General features: G+C 70.7%; 13 protein-coding genes. 7 read left to right on the forward strand and 6 right to left on the reverse strand.

All coding sequences use genetic code 11. The features are described 5' to 3' along the window. Positions 1–37: 37 nt before the first annotated feature. Positions 38–685, reverse strand: coding sequence for a fasciclin domain-containing protein (locus tag ACFWHU_RS19470; RefSeq protein WP_385796028.1), 648 nt, complete (start codon positions 683–685; stop codon positions 38–40). Positions 686–777: 92 nt separating this feature from the next. Then, positions 778–2457 (reverse strand): molybdopterin-dependent oxidoreductase, encoded by a 1680-nt coding sequence (locus tag ACFWHU_RS19475; protein ID WP_387225901.1) that lies wholly within the window; start codon positions 2455–2457, stop codon positions 778–780. Positions 2458–2620: 163 nt separating this feature from the next. Between ACFWHU_RS19475 and ACFWHU_RS19480 the strand changes: the two genes are divergently transcribed. The 5 genes from ACFWHU_RS19480 to ACFWHU_RS19500 are packed head-to-tail and all read left to right on the forward strand — an operon-like array spanning position 2621 to position 8250. Further along, a complete protein-coding gene (locus ACFWHU_RS19480; protein WP_387225903.1) occupies positions 2621–3928 on the forward strand; it encodes an NAD(P)/FAD-dependent oxidoreductase in 1308 nt (435 codons plus the stop codon). Further along, positions 3925–4695, forward strand: coding sequence for a DUF1365 domain-containing protein (locus tag ACFWHU_RS19485; RefSeq protein WP_385796037.1), 771 nt, complete (start codon positions 3925–3927; stop codon positions 4693–4695). The genes ACFWHU_RS19480 and ACFWHU_RS19485 overlap by 4 nt, the downstream gene beginning before the upstream one ends. Continuing rightward, on the forward strand, positions 4692–6071 hold the full coding sequence (locus ACFWHU_RS19490) for a class I SAM-dependent methyltransferase (protein ID WP_387225906.1): 1380 nt from the start codon (positions 4692–4694) through the stop codon (positions 6069–6071). The genes ACFWHU_RS19485 and ACFWHU_RS19490 overlap by 4 nt, the downstream gene beginning before the upstream one ends. Then, a complete protein-coding gene (locus ACFWHU_RS19495; protein ID WP_387225908.1) occupies positions 6068–7447 on the forward strand; it encodes a class I SAM-dependent methyltransferase in 1380 nt (459 codons plus the stop codon). The genes ACFWHU_RS19490 and ACFWHU_RS19495 overlap by 4 nt, the downstream gene beginning before the upstream one ends. Continuing rightward, a complete protein-coding gene (locus ACFWHU_RS19500) occupies positions 7444–8250 on the forward strand; it encodes a DUF1295 domain-containing protein (protein ID WP_387225910.1) in 807 nt (268 codons plus the stop codon). The genes ACFWHU_RS19495 and ACFWHU_RS19500 overlap by 4 nt, the downstream gene beginning before the upstream one ends. Positions 8251–8318: 68 nt before the next feature. Here the strand turns inward: ACFWHU_RS19500 and ACFWHU_RS19505 are convergent, their stop codons facing one another. The 4 genes from ACFWHU_RS19505 to ACFWHU_RS19520 form a co-directional block, all read right to left on the reverse strand. Next, on the reverse strand, positions 8319–9080 hold the full coding sequence (locus ACFWHU_RS19505; RefSeq protein ID WP_387225912.1) for an anti-sigma factor domain-containing protein: 762 nt from the start codon (positions 9078–9080) through the stop codon (positions 8319–8321). Next, positions 9077–9661: a sigma-70 family RNA polymerase sigma factor gene (locus tag ACFWHU_RS19510; RefSeq protein WP_385796051.1), complete on the reverse strand. Its 585-nt coding sequence runs from the start codon at positions 9659–9661 to the stop codon at positions 9077–9079. The genes ACFWHU_RS19505 and ACFWHU_RS19510 overlap by 4 nt, the downstream gene beginning before the upstream one ends. Before the next feature lie 516 nt (positions 9662–10177). Next, positions 10178–11020 carry a siderophore-interacting protein gene (locus tag ACFWHU_RS19515; RefSeq protein WP_385796054.1) on the reverse strand — a complete coding sequence of 281 codons (843 nt, stop codon included), beginning with the start codon at positions 11018–11020 and terminating at the stop codon, positions 10178–10180. A gap of 100 nt (positions 11021–11120) precedes the next feature. Next, positions 11121–12026 carry a 5'-3' exonuclease H3TH domain-containing protein gene (locus tag ACFWHU_RS19520; protein ID WP_387226110.1) on the reverse strand — a complete coding sequence of 302 codons (906 nt, stop codon included), beginning with the start codon at positions 12024–12026 and terminating at the stop codon, positions 11121–11123. A 288-nt stretch (positions 12027–12314) separates the two neighbouring features. Between ACFWHU_RS19520 and ACFWHU_RS19525 the strand changes: the two genes are divergently transcribed. Both ACFWHU_RS19525 and ACFWHU_RS19530 read left to right on the forward strand, forming a co-directional pair. Continuing rightward, complete coding sequence (locus ACFWHU_RS19525) at positions 12315–13472, forward strand: glycine betaine/L-proline ABC transporter ATP-binding protein (protein ID WP_385796056.1); 1158 nt, start codon at positions 12315–12317, stop codon at positions 13470–13472. Continuing rightward, positions 13465–16086: an ABC transporter permease/substrate binding protein gene (locus ACFWHU_RS19530; RefSeq protein ID WP_387225915.1), complete on the forward strand. Its 2622-nt coding sequence runs from the start codon at positions 13465–13467 to the stop codon at positions 16084–16086. Before ACFWHU_RS19525 ends, ACFWHU_RS19530 begins: the two co-directional genes overlap by 8 nt. Positions 16087–16319: the final 233 nt, after the last annotated feature.

The following is a 16319-nucleotide window of genomic DNA, read 5'->3' on the forward strand; positions in this document are numbered from 1 at the left end:
AGCATAGGGAGGCCGGACAACACCCGTGGACAGGGCACTACTTCGGCATCAGCACCGTGTCGATGATGTGCACCGTGGCGTTGGCCGTCGGGACATCACCGCAGACGACACTCGCCGAGTCGTTCACCTTGTACGAGTCGCCGGAGCCCGCCGTGGTCAGCGTGCTCTTCTGGAGGGTGTCGTACGTGCCGCTCTCGAGCTGCTTCTTGGCCAGCTTCTCGCCCACCACGTGGTAGGTGAGGATCTTGGTGAGCATGGCCTTGTCCGCGAGGACCGCGTCCAGGTCGGCCTTCGGGATCTTGGCGAAGGCGTCGTTGGTGGGCGCGAACACCGTGATGTTCTCGGCGGTGTTGAGGGTGTCGACCAGTCCGGCCTTCTTCACCGCGGTGACCAGGGTGGAGAGTTCCGGGTTGTTGGACGCGGCGGTCGCGACCGGAGCCTGGCCCATGCCCTCGAAGCTGCCCGGACCGGTCTTCGGCACCGACGCACAGGCAGCGCCGAACGGACCTTCGGCGGTGTCGCCCGCGGCGTCGTCGGCGGTCTCCTCCGGTGCCGTGTCCTCGGCCGCGGACGAGGACTCCGCCTTGCTGTCCTTGTCGTCGCTGGAGCAGGAGGTGAGCGCCAGCGGAAGGGCGACGGCGGCGACAACGGTGACGGCGGCACGCTGGAAACGGGTGATCTTCATGTCAATCTCCTTGAAAGATGGTGCTGTTCGAGCAGGGGACGGCACAGAAATGCCGGGTATTGATGGGCGGTGCGGTACTGGGTGGGGAGGGCTCAGTCGACGGCGACCACCACCGAGTGCCAGCCGGTCGCGCCGTTGGGTACGGTCCCCACGCGCTTGTCGGTCTGAATGTCGCCGTCCCGGTCCGTCGCACGGACCTCCAGCGTGTGGTTGCCGGAAGTGGCGGGCCACTCCCACATCCACTGGCGCCAGGTGTCCTCGGTGTCCTCGGCGGCGAGCTTCGCCGGGTTCCACTCGCCGCCGTCGACACGCACCTCGACCCGCTCGATACCGCGGTGCTGCGCCCACGCCACTCCGGCGACGCGCACCGGGCCCGCCTTCGGCGAGGCGAAGGGGCGCGGCGTGTCGATCCGCGACTGGGTCTTGATGGGCGCCTCACGGGACCAGTCGCGCTTGACCCAGTACGCGTCGTAGTCGGCGAACGTGGTGAGTTCGAGGTCTTCCAGCCACTTGCACGCCGACACGTATCCGTAGAGGCCGGGGACGACCATCCGGACCGGGAAGCCGTGGTCGAACGGCAGGGGCTCGCCGTTCATGCCGACCGCGAGTATCGCGTCGCGGCCGTCCATGACCGCGTCGACCGGGGTGCCGATCGTCATGCCGTCGACGGAGCGGGACACCAACTGGTCGGCCCGGCCGCCCTTCGACGGCGGTTTCACACCGGCCTCGCGCAGCAGGTCGGCCAGGGGGACGCCGATCCAGCGGGCGTTGCCGACGTACGGGCCGCCGACCTCGTTGGAGACACAGGTCAGCGTGATGTCCCTTTCGATCAGCTTCCTTTGGAGGAGATCCTGGAAGCTGACGGTGAGCGGTCGGGTGACGCCCTCGCCGTGGATGCGCAGCCGCCAGCTGTCGGCGTCCACACGGGGCACGACCAGGGCGGTGTCCACCCGGTAGAAGTCCTTGTTGGGCGTGGTGAAGGAGCTGAGGCCGCGGATCCTCAGATCCGCTCCGGCCGGTATCGGCCGGGCCGTCGAGGCCGGGGCGGGCAGTGCGATCGTCCGGCGTGAGGCGGCGGCCTCGGCCGCCCCCGAGGCGTTGAGCCGCCGGCCGAGGAGGCCGGCTCCGGCCGACGCCGCGGCGGCGGCCGTCGCGGCGATGACGAATCCGCGCCGGTCGAAGGTGCCGGGGTCCGCGCCGACCGTTTCCGCGCCGACCGCTCCAGTGGTGCCCCCGGTGTCCTCGGTGGTCCCGTCCGGCCCCCGATCCCCAAGGGGGGACGGACGGAAGGCCAGCCTGCCGGCCAGCAGATACAGCACTCCGCAGGCCGTCAGACCGCCCACGACCGAGGGCAGGGCGTCGGAGAGGCGGCCGTCCGGCCGTTCCACCGCCGCCAGTGCCCCGATCGCGCCGAAGACCAGGACCGCCGCCGAGCCGACCTTCCGGTACCGCAGCGAGGCCACTCCGACCGCCATGGCGAAGAGCGCCAGGAGGGCCAGGATGCCCAGTTGTAGTACCAGCTTGTCGTCGTTGCCGAAGTTACGGACGGCGAAGTCCTTCACCGGTGCCGGTGTGCGGTCGATGACCGCACCGCCCACCGCGGTGACGGGACCCGCCTCGGGCCGTACGGCCGCCGAAACCAGCTCGGCGACGCAGAGCGCCACGAGCCCGGCGATCAATCCGCTGAGCGCGGCCAGGGCGCCGCGCACCACTCGTACGCCACGCGCCGCATGGCCGGCCCCGCTCCTCGGATCTTTCTGATCTTCGCTCACACCGGCCATTCGGTGCGAGATGCAAGGCGGATTGGTCCATCACCCGAAGGAATTAAAAGTAGGACCGGACGGAAGAAAGATCGCTCCGACACCAATCCGTCGGCCGCCGTGGCTCGAATCCTCCCCGAGGGGCTGTGCCCGAAGCCGGACCGGAGGGAACTGTATGAGCGGGGAAGGCCGGCGCCGGCGTACCGCGGTCGTGGGTGGCGGAGTCGCCGGACTGACCGCCGCGTACGTACTGCGGCGCTCGCACGAGGTGTCGCTGTACGAGGCGGACGAGCGCCTCGGCGGCCACGCCCACACCCATGACCTCGCGTCGTCCGACGGCCGGACGCACAGCGTCGACTCCGGGTTCATCGTCCACAACGAGCGCACCTATCCGCTGTTGCTGCGGCTGTTCCGCGAACTGGGCGTCACCACCCAGGAGTCGGAGATGAGCATGTCCGTACGGTGCGACGGCTGCGGCCTCGAATACGCCGGTGCCCGGGGGCCGGCCGGCCTCTTCCCGCGCCCCGGCCATGTCCTGCGCGGGCGGTATCTGCGGATGCTCACCGAAGTGCCCGCATTCCACCGCCGGGCACGACGGCTGCTCGCGGACGACACGGACGACACCGACAACGCGGCCGGAGCCCGTCCCGACGAGACCATGACGCTGGGACGGTTCGTCGCGGACGGCGGGTTCTCGCCGTACTTCGTGTCCCACTTCCTGACACCGCTCGTCTCGGCCGTCTGGTCCTGCGACGCTGGAACGGCCCTGCGCTACCCGGCCCGCTATCTGTTCCGCTTCCTGGACCACCACGGCCTGCTGTCCGTCAGCGGCTCACCGGTCTGGCGCACGGTCAGCGGCGGCTCGCGCGAGTACGTCGAACGCGTCGGCAAGCAGCTCGACGCCGTCCATACGGGGGCCCCGGTCCGGTCCCTACGGCGCGGCCCGCGAGGTGTCGAGGTCACCACCGCCGACGGCTCCACCCGCCGTTACGACTCGGTCGTCGTCGCCGTCCACCCCGACCAGGCCCTGCGACTGCTCGCCGACCCGACCGACGACGAACGGCGGGTGCTCGGCGCCTTCCGCTACTCGCGAAACGCCACCGTGCTGCACACCGACACGAGCGTGCTGCCCCGCAGCCGGCGCGCCCGCGCCTCCTGGAACCTGACCATGCCGTCCTGCGAGGCGGACGCCGGCCGCGTACGGGTCAGTTACGACATGAACCGGCTTCAACGCCTGGACGCGCCCGAGAACTTCGTGGTGTCGCTGAACGGCGCCGACCGCGTCCGCGAGGACCGCGTGATCGCCCGGATGACCTACGAACACCCCGTCTACACACCGGAGTCCGTGGCCGCCCAACGCCGGCTGCCCGGACTGGGCGGACCCGTCACGGCGTACGCGGGGGCGTACCACGGGTGGGGATTCCACGAGGACGGCTGCCGCTCGGGTGTCGAGGCGGCCGCCGCGCTGGGGGTGACGTGGTGAGCACCGACACCCACGCGACCACCGCCGTTCCCGCGCTCTACCCGTGCACCGTCACGCATGTGCGGACCGCGCCCCGCCGCTACGACCTGCGGCTGCGCACCTACATGTGGCTGATCGACCCCGACCGCCCGCCCCGGCTGCCGAGGTTGCTGAGGCCGCTGGCCCGCTTCGACGCGCGCGACCACTTCGGCGGTGCGTCGCCGACGATCCGCGCCGGCCTGGAGGCATATCTCGCGTCGCGCGGCGTGGAACTGGACGGCGGGCGGGTGGTGATGCTCGCGCACGCCCGCGTCCTCGGCCACGTCTTCAACCCACTGACCCTCTACTGGTGCCACGCGCCCGGCGGCGAACCGCTCTGCGTCGTGGCCGAGGTGCACAACACCTACGGCGAGCGGCACTGCTATCTCCTGCGGCCCGGCGACCGGGCCGAGGGAGCGGACGAGAACACCTTCCGGGTGGACAAGGAGCTGTACGTCTCGCCCTTCTTCCCCGTCGACGGCGGCTACCGGATGCGGCTGCCCGAACCGGGGGAGCGGCTGGAGCTGACGGTCCATCTGGAGCGTGACGGGGGACGGCCGTTCACCGCGACGTTGAGAGGCGTGCGGCGCGCGGCCACCCCGTGGGCGCTGCTGCGGACCGCACTGCGCCACCCGCTGTCCACCGCCGTCGTCTCCGCCGGCATCCGCTACCACGGCATCCGTCTGTATCTGCGCGGCCTTCCTGTGCGGCCCCGTCCCCTACACCGCCCCCAGGAGGGTGTGAAATGAGCGTGCACGTCTCCCCGCCGTCGCCGACCTCGCCGGAGCCCCCGGTGGCCGCGGCGCCGTCGTCAGCCGGTGCGGCGGCCGACACAGTTGGTACGGCCGCCACCACGGCCGCCACCACCGCCGGTGCGGCGACCACCACGGCGTCGTCCGCCGTGGACGCGCGGCGCTGGCCGGACGTGGCCCGGCTGCCCCGCGCCTCGTGGCCGCGTACGGCGATCGCGGAGCGCGTCGTGCGCCACGCGCTGGCCCGGCTGGCACTGCGGGTCAGGCTCGGGGAAGGCGAGACGCTGGGCCTCGGTGGACCGCTGATGGTCGTGCGCGATCCGCACGCGTTCTTCCGGCGGATCGGCGCCACCGGCCTGATCGGCTTCGGCGAGTCGTACATGGCGGGCGAATGGGAGGCCGACGATGTCGTCGGCGTCCTGACCGTCCTCGCCGAGAACGCGGCCGTACTCGTCCCCGCCCCGCTCCAAAGGCTGCGCCGTGTCTGGGCGTTGAAGCGGCCCGACGCGCAGCGCAACACCCCCGAAGGATCGCGCGACAACATCAGCCACCACTACGACCTGTCGAACGAGCTGTTCGCGCTCTTCCTGGACGAGACCCTCTCGTACTCCTCCGCCCTCTTCCGCGGATTTCCCGCCGACGCTTCGCTGCTCCCGGCCGCGCAGCACCGCAAGATCGACCGGCTCCTCGACGAGGCGCGGGTGGGGCCCGGTACCCGACTGCTCGAAATCGGCACCGGCTGGGGCGAGTTGGCGATACGCGCGGCGGCGCGCGGAGCGAGTGTCGTCACCGTGACGCTCTCCCGGGAGCAGCTCGACCTGGCGGAGAAGCGGATCAGGGCGGCCGGTATGGAGGACCGGGTGACGGTGCGGCTGTGCGACTACCGAAGGGTCGGGGGCACGTTCGACGCCGTGGTCAGCGTGGAGATGATCGAGGCGGTGGGGGAGGAGTTCTGGCCGGAGTACTTCACCACGCTGGACAGGCTGCTCGCGCCCGGCGGCCGGATCGCGCTCCAGGCGATCACCATGCCGCACGACCGGCTGCTCGCCTCGCGCACCACCCACACCTGGATCGGCAAGTACATCTTCCCCGGCGGACTGATCCCGTCGGTCGAGGTGATGGAGCAACTGACCGCCGCGCACACGTCGTTGCGGGTGGTCGAGCGGGACGGATTCGGGCCGCACTACGCGCAGACGCTCCGGCTGTGGCGCGAGCGGTTCGCCGAACAGGAGGCGCTGGTCGACGCGTTGGGGTTCGACGCGACATTCAGGCGCATGTGGACCTTCTATCTCGCCTACTCCGAGGCCGGGTTCCGATCCGGCTATCTCGACGTCCAGCAGATGGTGCTGGCCAGGGAGGGAACGACCCGATGACGGGAATCCGACCGGCGACGGGCACCCGGCCCGCGCGCGTGCCACGCCCGCGCACCTCCACGGGCGCCGCGCACCGGCTCCTGCCGCTCGCCGAGCAACTCCTCGGCGCCCCGCTGCCGTTGCGGCTGCGCGCCTGGGACGGCAGCACCGCCGGCCCCGAGGGCGCCCCCGTCGTCGTCCTGCGCTCACGCCGCGCCCTGCGCCGACTGGTCCGGCAGCCCGACGAACTCGGCCTGGCCCAGGCGTACATCACCGGTGAACTCGACATCGACGGCGACCTCACCGACGGGCTGCGCACCGTCTGGGGCGCCGCGCGCGAGCGAGGGCTGCGCCCGCCGAAGCTCACCCTCACCGACCGGGCCCGCGCGGTCGGCACCATGGTGCGGATCGGCGCGGTCGGGCCGCGCCCGCCCGTACCGTCCTCCCGGGCCAGGCTCGGCGGCGCCCTGCACAGCAAGGCACGTGACCGGGCGGCGATCAGCCATCACTACGACCTCTCCAACGACTTCTACGCCCTGCTGCTGGACGAGACCATGGCGTACTCCTGCGGTTACTGGACGCAGGACGAGCACGAGGGCGACGACGGGGGCGACGGCGAGCAGGGTTACGGCCCCGCCGACGCCCAGCGCGACAAGCTGGAGCTCGTCTGCCGCAAGCTCGGTCTCGGTCCCGGATCGACGCTGCTGGACATCGGCTGCGGCTGGGGATCCCTCGCCCTGTACGCCGCCGAGACGTACAGGACGCGGGTCACCGCCGTGACGCTCGCCGCCGAGCAGGCGCGGTACGTGAGCGAACAGGTCGGCGCGCGCGGCCTGACGGAGCTGGTCGAGGTGCGGCTCTCGGACTACCGTGAGATCAGGGCCGGTTCGTACGACGCGGTGTCGACCATCGAGATGGGCGAGCACGTCGGCGACGCTGAGTACCCCGGATTCACCGCCACGCTCCACCGGATGCTGCGGCCGGGCGGAAGGGCGCTGGTGCAGCAGATGTCGCGGGGCGCGGTGGCGCCGGGAGGCGGAGCGTTCATCGAGTCGTACATCGCGCCCGACATGCACATGCGCCCGCTCGGCGACACCGTCTCGCTGCTGGAGGGCGCGGGGCTGGAGGTGCGGGCGGTGGAGTCGATGCGCGAGCACTACACGCGCACGATCCGGGCCTGGCACCGCACGCTGGAGGAACGCTGGGCGGAGTTCGGCGCTCTCGTGGGTGAGGAGACCGCGCGTGTGTGGCGGTTGTACCTGGTGGGCAGCGCCCTCGCCTTCGAGGAACAACGGATGGGCGTGGACCAGATCCTGGCCGTACGCCCATCGGAACGCGGGCACAGCGGCATGCCGCCCACCCCGCGCCGCTGGTACGGGGAAGGTGATCCGCGGTGAACGGGTATCCCTGGGGCGCGTTCGGTCAGGGGGTCGGCTTCGCGGCGCTCGCCGCTCTCGCCGTCATGCTCGTGACCTTCGCGATCGCCGTTGCCAAGGGCCTGCACCGGATCGTCGACATCGCCTGGGGGATCGGCTTCACGGCGGTGGCCGTGACCGGTTACGTGGTGTCGGCGGGGGAGGGGGACGACGCGCGCCGGCTGCTGGTCACCGTACTGACCGCCGTCTGGGGGCTGCGGCTGGCCGTCCATATCGCCCGGCGCGGGCGGGGGCACGGCGAGGACGCGCGGTACGAGGCGCTGCTCGCCAAGGCGCCGGGCAACCGGAATCTGTACGCGCTGCGCATGGTGTATCTGCTCCAGGGGCTGCTGGTCGTGCTGGTCTCGCTGCCCGTACAGGCCGCGCAGTACATCCCCGGTGGCCTCGGCCCGGTCGCGTTCGCCGGTTGTGCGCTCTGGCTCGTCGGTGTGCTCTTCGAGGCGGTCGGCGACGCCCAACTCGCCCGGTTCAAGGCCGATCCGGCCAACAAGGGCCGGATCATGGACCGCGGTCTGTGGAGCTGGACCCGGCATCCGAACTATTTCGGTGACTTCTGTGTGTGGTGGGGGCTGTTCCTGATCGTCTGCGACGATCCGGTGGTCGCGGCGGCGACTCTGGTGAGTCCGCTGGTGATGAGCTATCTGCTGGTGGGCGGTAGCGGGAAGCGGCTGCTGGAGCGGCACATGGCGCGGCGGCCGGGCTTCGCCGAGTACGCCGCCCGTACGAGCGGCTTCTTCCCGCTTCCGCCGCGCAAGGCGGGCTGAAGGGCACGAACAGCCGGACGGCCCGCACCCCTTGTCATCGGGTACGGGCCGTCCGGCTGTCGCGCGTATCAGGTCGGGAAGTTCATCAGTGCCACCGGATCGGAGGTCGGCTGCGGTGAGCCGCCCGCCGGTTCGACGGTGATGCCCATCCCCGAAGCCGCCCCGACGGAACCGGCCATCAGCACCGAGCCCGACGTGGCCGAGGGGTCCATCAGACCCGCGTCCCGCATCGTGCCGTCGTCGTTGTACCAGAGCTGGTAGACCTTGCCGCCGGGCGGTTTCGGCATGCCGGACGCGATGAACGCCGCCTTGTCCTGGGCGCGCGAGACGACGACCGTGCCGGTCGCGCCGTCGGTCAGCTCGCCCGTCCTGATCTTGGCGTCGGGCGCGGCGAGTACGGCGGCCAGAGCCTCGGACCGCTGCTGCGAGGCCGACGCCCGCTCGACGGCGTCCTGGGCCTCCTGGTGCTGCCAGACGGCGATCCCGCCGAAACCCGCCGCGGCGGCGAGGCAGGCGGCCAGTGCGAAGCGCGACAGCGCCCGCCCCCTGGCGGCCCCGGCCCCGCCACCGGCGCCACGGGACTCCTGTGTCACCTTGGGCGGCTCCTGGCGCTCGGTGGCGATCCGCCGCAGCACCCGCGCCTTCAGCTCCGCCGGCGGCGTGACCGCCACGGCCAGCCCCAACCGCGTGGTGGTGGCGGCCAGTTCGGCGACCTCCTGGGCGCAGGCCGGGCACACCTCCAGATGCCGCTCGAACTCGGCGCGCTCGTCGGCCGCCAGCGCGTGCAGCGCGTAGGCGCCGGTCAGTGTGTGCAGTTCAGCGGTGCTCATGCGGTCACCCCCAGGCAGTCGCGCAGGCGGATGAGGCCGTCGCGCAGTCGTGTCTTGACCGTGCCGAGCGGCACGGAGAGCAGTTCGGCGACTTCCCGGTACGCGAGCCCCTGGTAGTAGGCGAGCGTGACCGACTGGCGCTGGAGTTCGGTGAGGGTACGGACACAGCGCCGTACCTGCTCGCGCTCCAGCCGGGACTCGACCTGCTCGGTGACCTCGTCGAAGGCCGGTGTCCGGTCCAGCAGCGCCGCCCGGTGTTCGCGGTCGCTGGACGCCTGGGCCGAGCGGACCCGGTCCACCGCGCGCCGGTGCGCGAGGGTCAGGACCCAGGTCATACCGCTGCCGCGGGACGCCTGGAAGCGCGGGGCGCTGCGCCAGACCTCGAGCAGGACCTCCTGGGTCACTTCCTCGGACTGGGCGGGATCGCGCAGGACGGAGCGGACGAGCCCGAGTACGGGCCCGCAGACCATGTCGTACACACGGGCGAAGGCCTCCTGGTCGCCCCTGGCCACCTGGCCCAGCAATTCCTGCAGGTCCGGCCCGGCAGAAGCGGGGCCGCCGATATGTACGGCTTGTTTCACGCGGCTGTTCCTCCACGGTGCGAGCGGGCTGGCACGCCGTCCGGCGCACCGGACGGCTTCACCGGGAATTCGGAGCGGGGTGCGCGACGGATTGGTCCGGTCCCGGTCCGATCGTGCCACGGCAGGCCAAATTCGCGATATGTCGTGGTTGACGCCCATCAGTACGTCTGGATGGGGCGGGTGGAGATGCTCCTGATCGGAGTTCTGCCGCCGGACGAGGCGGTGGCACCCCTGGAGGAACGGGGGCGGCGCGCTCGACATGCGGCACGCGGCCGTCGAGGCCGGCCGCAGGGCGAAGACCCGCCGGATGACGTTCCTCTCGTCGGCCTTCGCGGCGCCCGCGCAGAAGCCCCCCGCGCAGAGGCCCTCGTGGATGGCCGGGATCGCCGACTTCAACCTGATGAACCGCGCGACGGTCACGGGCCGTTCGGCGATGTCGGCCGATCCCGCCCGACCCGGTGACGGCCGTCCTCGGGCGCCGGGCGGCCCATCAGCCCGCCCGGCACCGGAGGGTACTCAGCCCTTCGCGTTCTCCTGCTCGCGCTCCACCTGCTCGTTCCACTCCCGCTTGACGGCCCGCCACGCCTCGTCGCTCTGGCCCAGCCGCCAGTAGCCCGAGATCGACAGCCGCTCGCGCGGGATATTCCGGTCGTGCCGCAGATGGCGGCGGAGCTCCTTCACGAAACCGGCCTCGCCGTGCACGAACGCGTGCACGTCGTCGGCGGGCAGGTCCAGCGCCCGTACGGCGGCGACCAGTGCCTCGCCGACGGGACGGCTCCCGCGGTGCAGCCAGACGATCTCCGCCCCGGCGGGAGCGGCGATCTTCTGCTCCTCCTCGGGCCCTTCGACCTCGATGAACGCGTGGATCACGGCGTCCTCGGGAGCCTGCTCGATCGACGCGGCGATGGCGGGCAGCGCGCTCTCGTCACCGACGAACAGATGCCGGTCGGCGGCCGGGTCGGGGGCGTACGACCCGCCGGGGCCCAGGAACCGCACCGTGTCACCGGGCCGCGCGGCGGCGGCCCACGGCCCCGCCAGGCCCTCGTCGCCGTGGACCACGAAGTCGATGGTGATCTCCCCGGCGGCCCTGTCCCATTCGCGCACCGTGTACGTACGGCTGGTGGGCCACTGCTCACGCGGGAAGTCCTCGCGGACGCGGTCCATGTCGAACGGCTCGGGATAGCTGACGCCCTCGGGAGCGAAGAGCAGCTTCACGTAGTGGTCGGTGAACTCGCCCGCTTCCAGCCCGGCCGGCCCGTCGCCGCCGAGAACCAGGCGCACCATGTGCGGAGTGATGCGCTGGGTGCGTATCACGCGCGCTTCGCGGACCTTCGGTGACTTACGGGCCTGCTGTGCCACGGCGGTCTCCCTTGACTGATGCGGCCGCCCCCGGACGGGCGAGCAATGCTTAGGCTTACCTAACTTAACACCCCGCCGCCGGACGCACCCCCCGGCGCCGTCACTTTCCGAGCACGGTGAGCAACCGGTGCAGCGCGTTGTTCAGACCCCATCGCGCCGCCAGCGCGTCCAGCGTCTCCGGGTCCAGCGGCTCGGAGGGCAGCGCCGGGTCGAAGTCCGGCAGGGGGACGTCCCCGGCGACCCGCACCACCGTCGGCGCGACGGCCACATACGCCCTGGCCTCGTCCAGCCGCTTGCGCTGCGAAGGTGTCAGCCCCGAACGCGGATCGTCGACCGCCGCCATGATCCCCGCCAGATCACCGAAGGTGTCCAGCAGCTTGGCCGCCGTCTTCTCACCGATCCCGGGCACGCCGGGCAGCCCGTCGCTCGGATCGCCCCGCAGCAGCGCCAGATCGACATAGCCGGAGCCGGCCACCCCGTACTTCTCGCGCAGCCACGCCTCGTCCGTCATCTGGAGCGATCCGACGCCCTTGAGCGGATACAGCACCCGTACGCCACGGGCGTCGTCCACCAGTTGATACAGGTCCCGGTCGCCGGTGACGATGTCGACCGGGCCGGTGGCGGCGCCGGCGAGGGTGCCGATCACGTCGTCCGCCTCGTACCCCGCCACGCCGACACGGGCGATACCCAGCGCGTCCAGCACGGCCTCGATGATCGGCACCTGCGGCGCCAGGGTGTCCGGGGTCTCCTCCTCGTCCGGCCCCTCCGGCGTCTCCACCGCCACGCGGTGCGCCTTGTACGACGGGATCAGATCCACCCGCCACTGCGGCCGCCAGTCCGCGTCCCAGCAGGCCACGAGATCGTCCGGATGATGGTCCTGGACGAGCCGGGTGATGAAGTCGAGCAGGCCCCGGACCGCGTTGACAGGTGTGCCGTCGGGGGCGCGCACCGAGTCGGGCACCCCGAAATAGGCCCGGAAGTAGAGGGAAGCGGTGTCGAGGAGCATCAGGCGTCGCGTCACATCCCTGATGATGCCCCATCCCACCGACAGCGGCCGTCGGGCGGCGGCGGATCACCGCCGGGTCCCCTCCGACCTGCGCGGGAGTGCTCCCGAGTGGTGTGGACCACAGAAACGTTTGGTCCATGTAAGTAAGGGCAGGCGCGCACTCGGAGCGAACCCGGGCGCGGACTCTTCGAAGGCCGCCGACCGGCCGCACGGGCAGACCCCGTACCGCTCCACGGCCCGCCGGCGGGGGTGGCGGGCCGTTTCTCATTTCGACGGCGTGAGGTATATGTGTCCAGGCTGCAGGCGGAACACCTGTACAAGGTATTCGGCGCACGACCCGAAGAAGCGGTGAGGAAGCTCGAAAGCGGCACGGACCGCGACGAGTTGCGCGCCGACGGTACGACCGCAGCGGTGATCGATGCCTCGTTCTCCGTCGATCCCGGTCAGATATTCGTCGTGATGGGCCTCTCCGGATCCGGCAAGTCCACGTTGCTGCGCATGCTCAACGGACTGCTGGAGCCGACGGCCGGCCGGGTGCTCTTCGACGGCCAGGATCTGACCGCCCTGAGCGCGAACGAGCTGCGCACCGTGCGCTCCACCAAGATCAGCATGGTCTTCCAGCACTTCGCGCTCTTCCCGCACCGCAGTGTGCTGGAGAACGCGGGATACGGCCTGGAGGTCCAGGGCGTCCCGCGCGCGGCGCGTGACAGACGGGCCACGGAGGCCCTTGAACTCGCGGGGCTGGCCGGCTGGGAGAAGGCCTGGCCCGACGAGCTCTCGGGCGGTATGCAGCAGCGTGTGGGCCTGGCCCGCGCGCTCGCCACCGACGCGGACCTGCTGCTCATGGACGAGTCGTTCAGCGCGCTCGACCCGCTGATCCGCCGTGACATGCAGGACCAGCTCCTGGAACTCCAGAAGCGGCTGAAGAAGACCATCGTCTTCATCACCCACGACCTCAACGAGGCCATGCGGCTCGGCGACCGGATCGCCGTCATGCGCGACGGCGAGATAGTCCAGCTCGGCACCGCCGAGGACATCCTCGTCACCCCGGCCAACGACTACGTCGCGTCCTTCACCCAGGACGTCGACCGCTCGCGCGTCCTGACCGCCGGGGCGATCATGGCGGACGCCGACACCGCCCATGGCAGCCGTACGGACGACGGCAAGGAACTGCGCACCGACAAGGACGTGCTCGCGGCGGCGCCCGCCACCGTCTCTGTGAGCACCCCGATCATCGAGCTGTTCACCCCCTGCTCGACCAGCTCGGTCCCCGTCGCCGTCACCGACGACGAGGGACGGCTGGTGGGAGTCGTACCGCGCGCCCGGCTGCTTGCCGTACTCGGCGAGCCGATGACACCCGCAGACGCACCCCCGAGCACCTCCGCGCCGGTGGCCGACACCGGCCCGACGACGCTCTTCGTCGACAAGGAGGCGGCCAGTGCCTAGGCTCCCGCTCGGCGAATGGGTCGACAGCGGAGTCGACTTCCTCCAGCGCCATCTCTCCTGGCTGTTCGACGCGATCAGCTCGCTCGTCACCGGCATGTACGACGCCGTGGACGCGGTGCTCAACGGCCCCGAGCCGCTCATCCTCGCCGGCATCCTCGCCGTACTCGCCTGGTGGCTGCGCGGACTGCTCGCCGCCGGTCTCGCCTTCGTCGGCTTCGCGCTCATCGACTCGATCGAGCTGTGGGAACTGGCGATGTCCACGCTCTCGCTGGTCCTCGTCGCGACGATCGTCATCCTGGTCATCGCGGTGCCGCTCGGCGTCTGGGCCTCGCGCTCGGCCACCGTCAGCGCCGTCATCCGGCCGGTGCTCGACTTCATGCAGACGATGCCCGCGATGGTCTATCTGATCCCCGGCATCATCTTCTTCGGCGTCGGCGTGGTCCCCGGCATCATCGCCACGATCATCTTCGCCCTGCCGCCCGGAGTCCGTATGACGGAGCTGGGCATCCGGCAGGTCGACGCCGAACTGGTCGAGGCGGCCGAGGCGTTCGGCACCAGCCCGCGCAACACCCTGCTGCGCGTCCAGCTCCCGCTCGCGCTCCCGACGATCATGGCCGGCATCAACCAGGTGATCATGCTGGGTCTGTCGATGGTCGTCATCGCGGGCATGGTCGGCGGCGGCGGCCTCGGCGGCGCCGTCTACCGCGCCATCGGCAACGTCGACATCGGCCTCGGCTTCGAGGCGGGCGTCTCCATCGTCATCCTGGCGATGTACCTGGACCGGCTGACCGGCGCGCTGGGCCGGCAGGTCTCACCGCTGGGCCGCCGCGCGCTGGCCAAGGCGCAGGCGATGAGCGGTTCGCTCAAGGTCTGGGACCACCGTCCGCGTCCCTCGGTCGCCGTGGTCGGCGTGGTCGTCCTCGCGCTGGTCGCGGGCGGCATGAGCATCTTCGGCGGCGCCAAGAGCGCGACGGTCGCCGGCGAGGGAGATGTCGGCCAGGGCAAGAAGATCAGCATGGGTTACATCCCCTGGGACGAGGGAATCGCCTCCACCTTCCTCTGGAAGGAACTGCTGGAGCGGCGCGGTTACGAGGTCGAGGCCACCCAGTACGAGGCCGGGGCGCTCTACACCGGCCAGGCGAACGGCCAGATCGACATCCAGACCGACTCCTGGCTGCCGACCACCCACGCCACCTACTGGGACAAGTACCAGGACAAGCTGGAGGACATGGGCGCCTGGTACGACGAGACGTCCCTGGAGCTGTCCGTGCCCTCGTACGTGAAGGGCGTCGACTCCCTCGCGGACCTCAAGGGCAAGGCCGACCAGTTCAAGGGCCGGATCATCGGCATCGAGCCCAGCGCCGGCGAGATGGGCATCCTCAAGGACAAGGTCCTGAAGGAGTACGGCCTCGAAGGCGAGTACAAGGTCGTCGACGGCTCCACGCCCGGCATGCTGGCCGAGCTGAAGCGCGCGTACGAGAAGAAGGAACCGGTCGTCGTCACGCTCTGGTCCCCGCACTGGGCGTACAACACCTACGACCTGAAGAAGCTCAAGGACCCGAAGGGCACCTGGGGCGCGGGCGACGGCGTGCACACGCTCGCGCGCAAGGGCTTCTCGGCCGAGAACCCGAGCGTCGCCAAGTGGCTCAAGAACTTCAAGATGACCGAGGAACAGCTCACCAGTCTTGAGGCGGAGATCCAGGGCGCCGGCAAGGGCAAGGAGCAGGACGCCGTACGCGCCTGGCTGAAGGACAACCCCGAGCTGGCGGAGAAGTGGACCCCGGTCTCCGGCGTCAGCAAGGGCGCGAACGGCAAGGACGAACGCGAACGGCCCATCGAGGTCGCCTGGTTCCCCTGGGAGGAGGACATCGCCGCCACGTATCTGTGGAAGGCGGTGCTGGAGGACCGGGGCTACAAGATGAACCTCAAGCAGTTCGAGGTCGGCCCGATGTACACGGCCCTCTCCAGAGGGCAGATCGACGTCCAGTTCGACGGCTGGCTGCCCAACACGCAGAAGAAGTACTGGGACAAGTACGGCGACAAACTCTCCGACCTGGGCTCCTGGTACGGGCCGACGTCACTGGAGATCGCCGTGCCCTCGTATGTGAAGGGCGTCGACTCGCTGGCGGATCTGAAGGGCCGCGAGGACGAGTTCAAGGGGCGGATCGTCGGCATCGAGCCCGGCACCGAGACCATGAACATCCTCAAGAACAAGGTCCTGCCCGGCTACGGCCTGGCCGGCGACTACAAGGTCGTCGACAGCTCCACGCCCGGCATGCTGGCCGAGCTGGAGCGCTCGTACGCGAAGAAGGAACCCATCGCGGTCATGCTGTGGACCCCGCACTGGGCCTACAGCGAGTACGAGCTGACCAAGCTGAAGGACCCGGAGAAGGCCTTCGGCGACGGCGACCAGATCCACACCGTGGGCAACAAGGACTTCCCGAAGAACTACCCGCAGCTGACCAAGTGGTTCAAGGACTTCAAGCTGAGCGAGGAACAGCTCGCCGGTCTGGAGAACGAGATCCAGAAGCGCGGTACGGGCCATGAGGAAGAGGCGGTGGCGGCCTGGATGGAGAAGAATCCGGGCATCGCCGACGAGATCGCTCCGCAGTAACGTGGAGCACTGAGAGTACGGAGAAGGTACCGAGAACCGCCGTAGGCCGCCGCGAGGCGCCGGGACGAGGCGGGTGCCGCCAGGGGCGGCGCCCGCCTCCGTCGGCTTCCGGCGCGAGGGCGCGGCTCCGCCTGCGGCCTCCGCCGGGGCGGCCCCGCGTGCCGTGCGGATGGGGCCGCACGGGAGCCGGACGGAGGCCCCACCAGTGGTGGGAAGGCCCCGGCGGTCGGAGG

Source organism: Streptomyces sp. NPDC060366, assembly GCF_042725135.1.
In the GTDB taxonomy this organism is placed as follows: Bacteria; Actinomycetota; Actinomycetes; order Streptomycetales; family Streptomycetaceae; genus Streptomyces.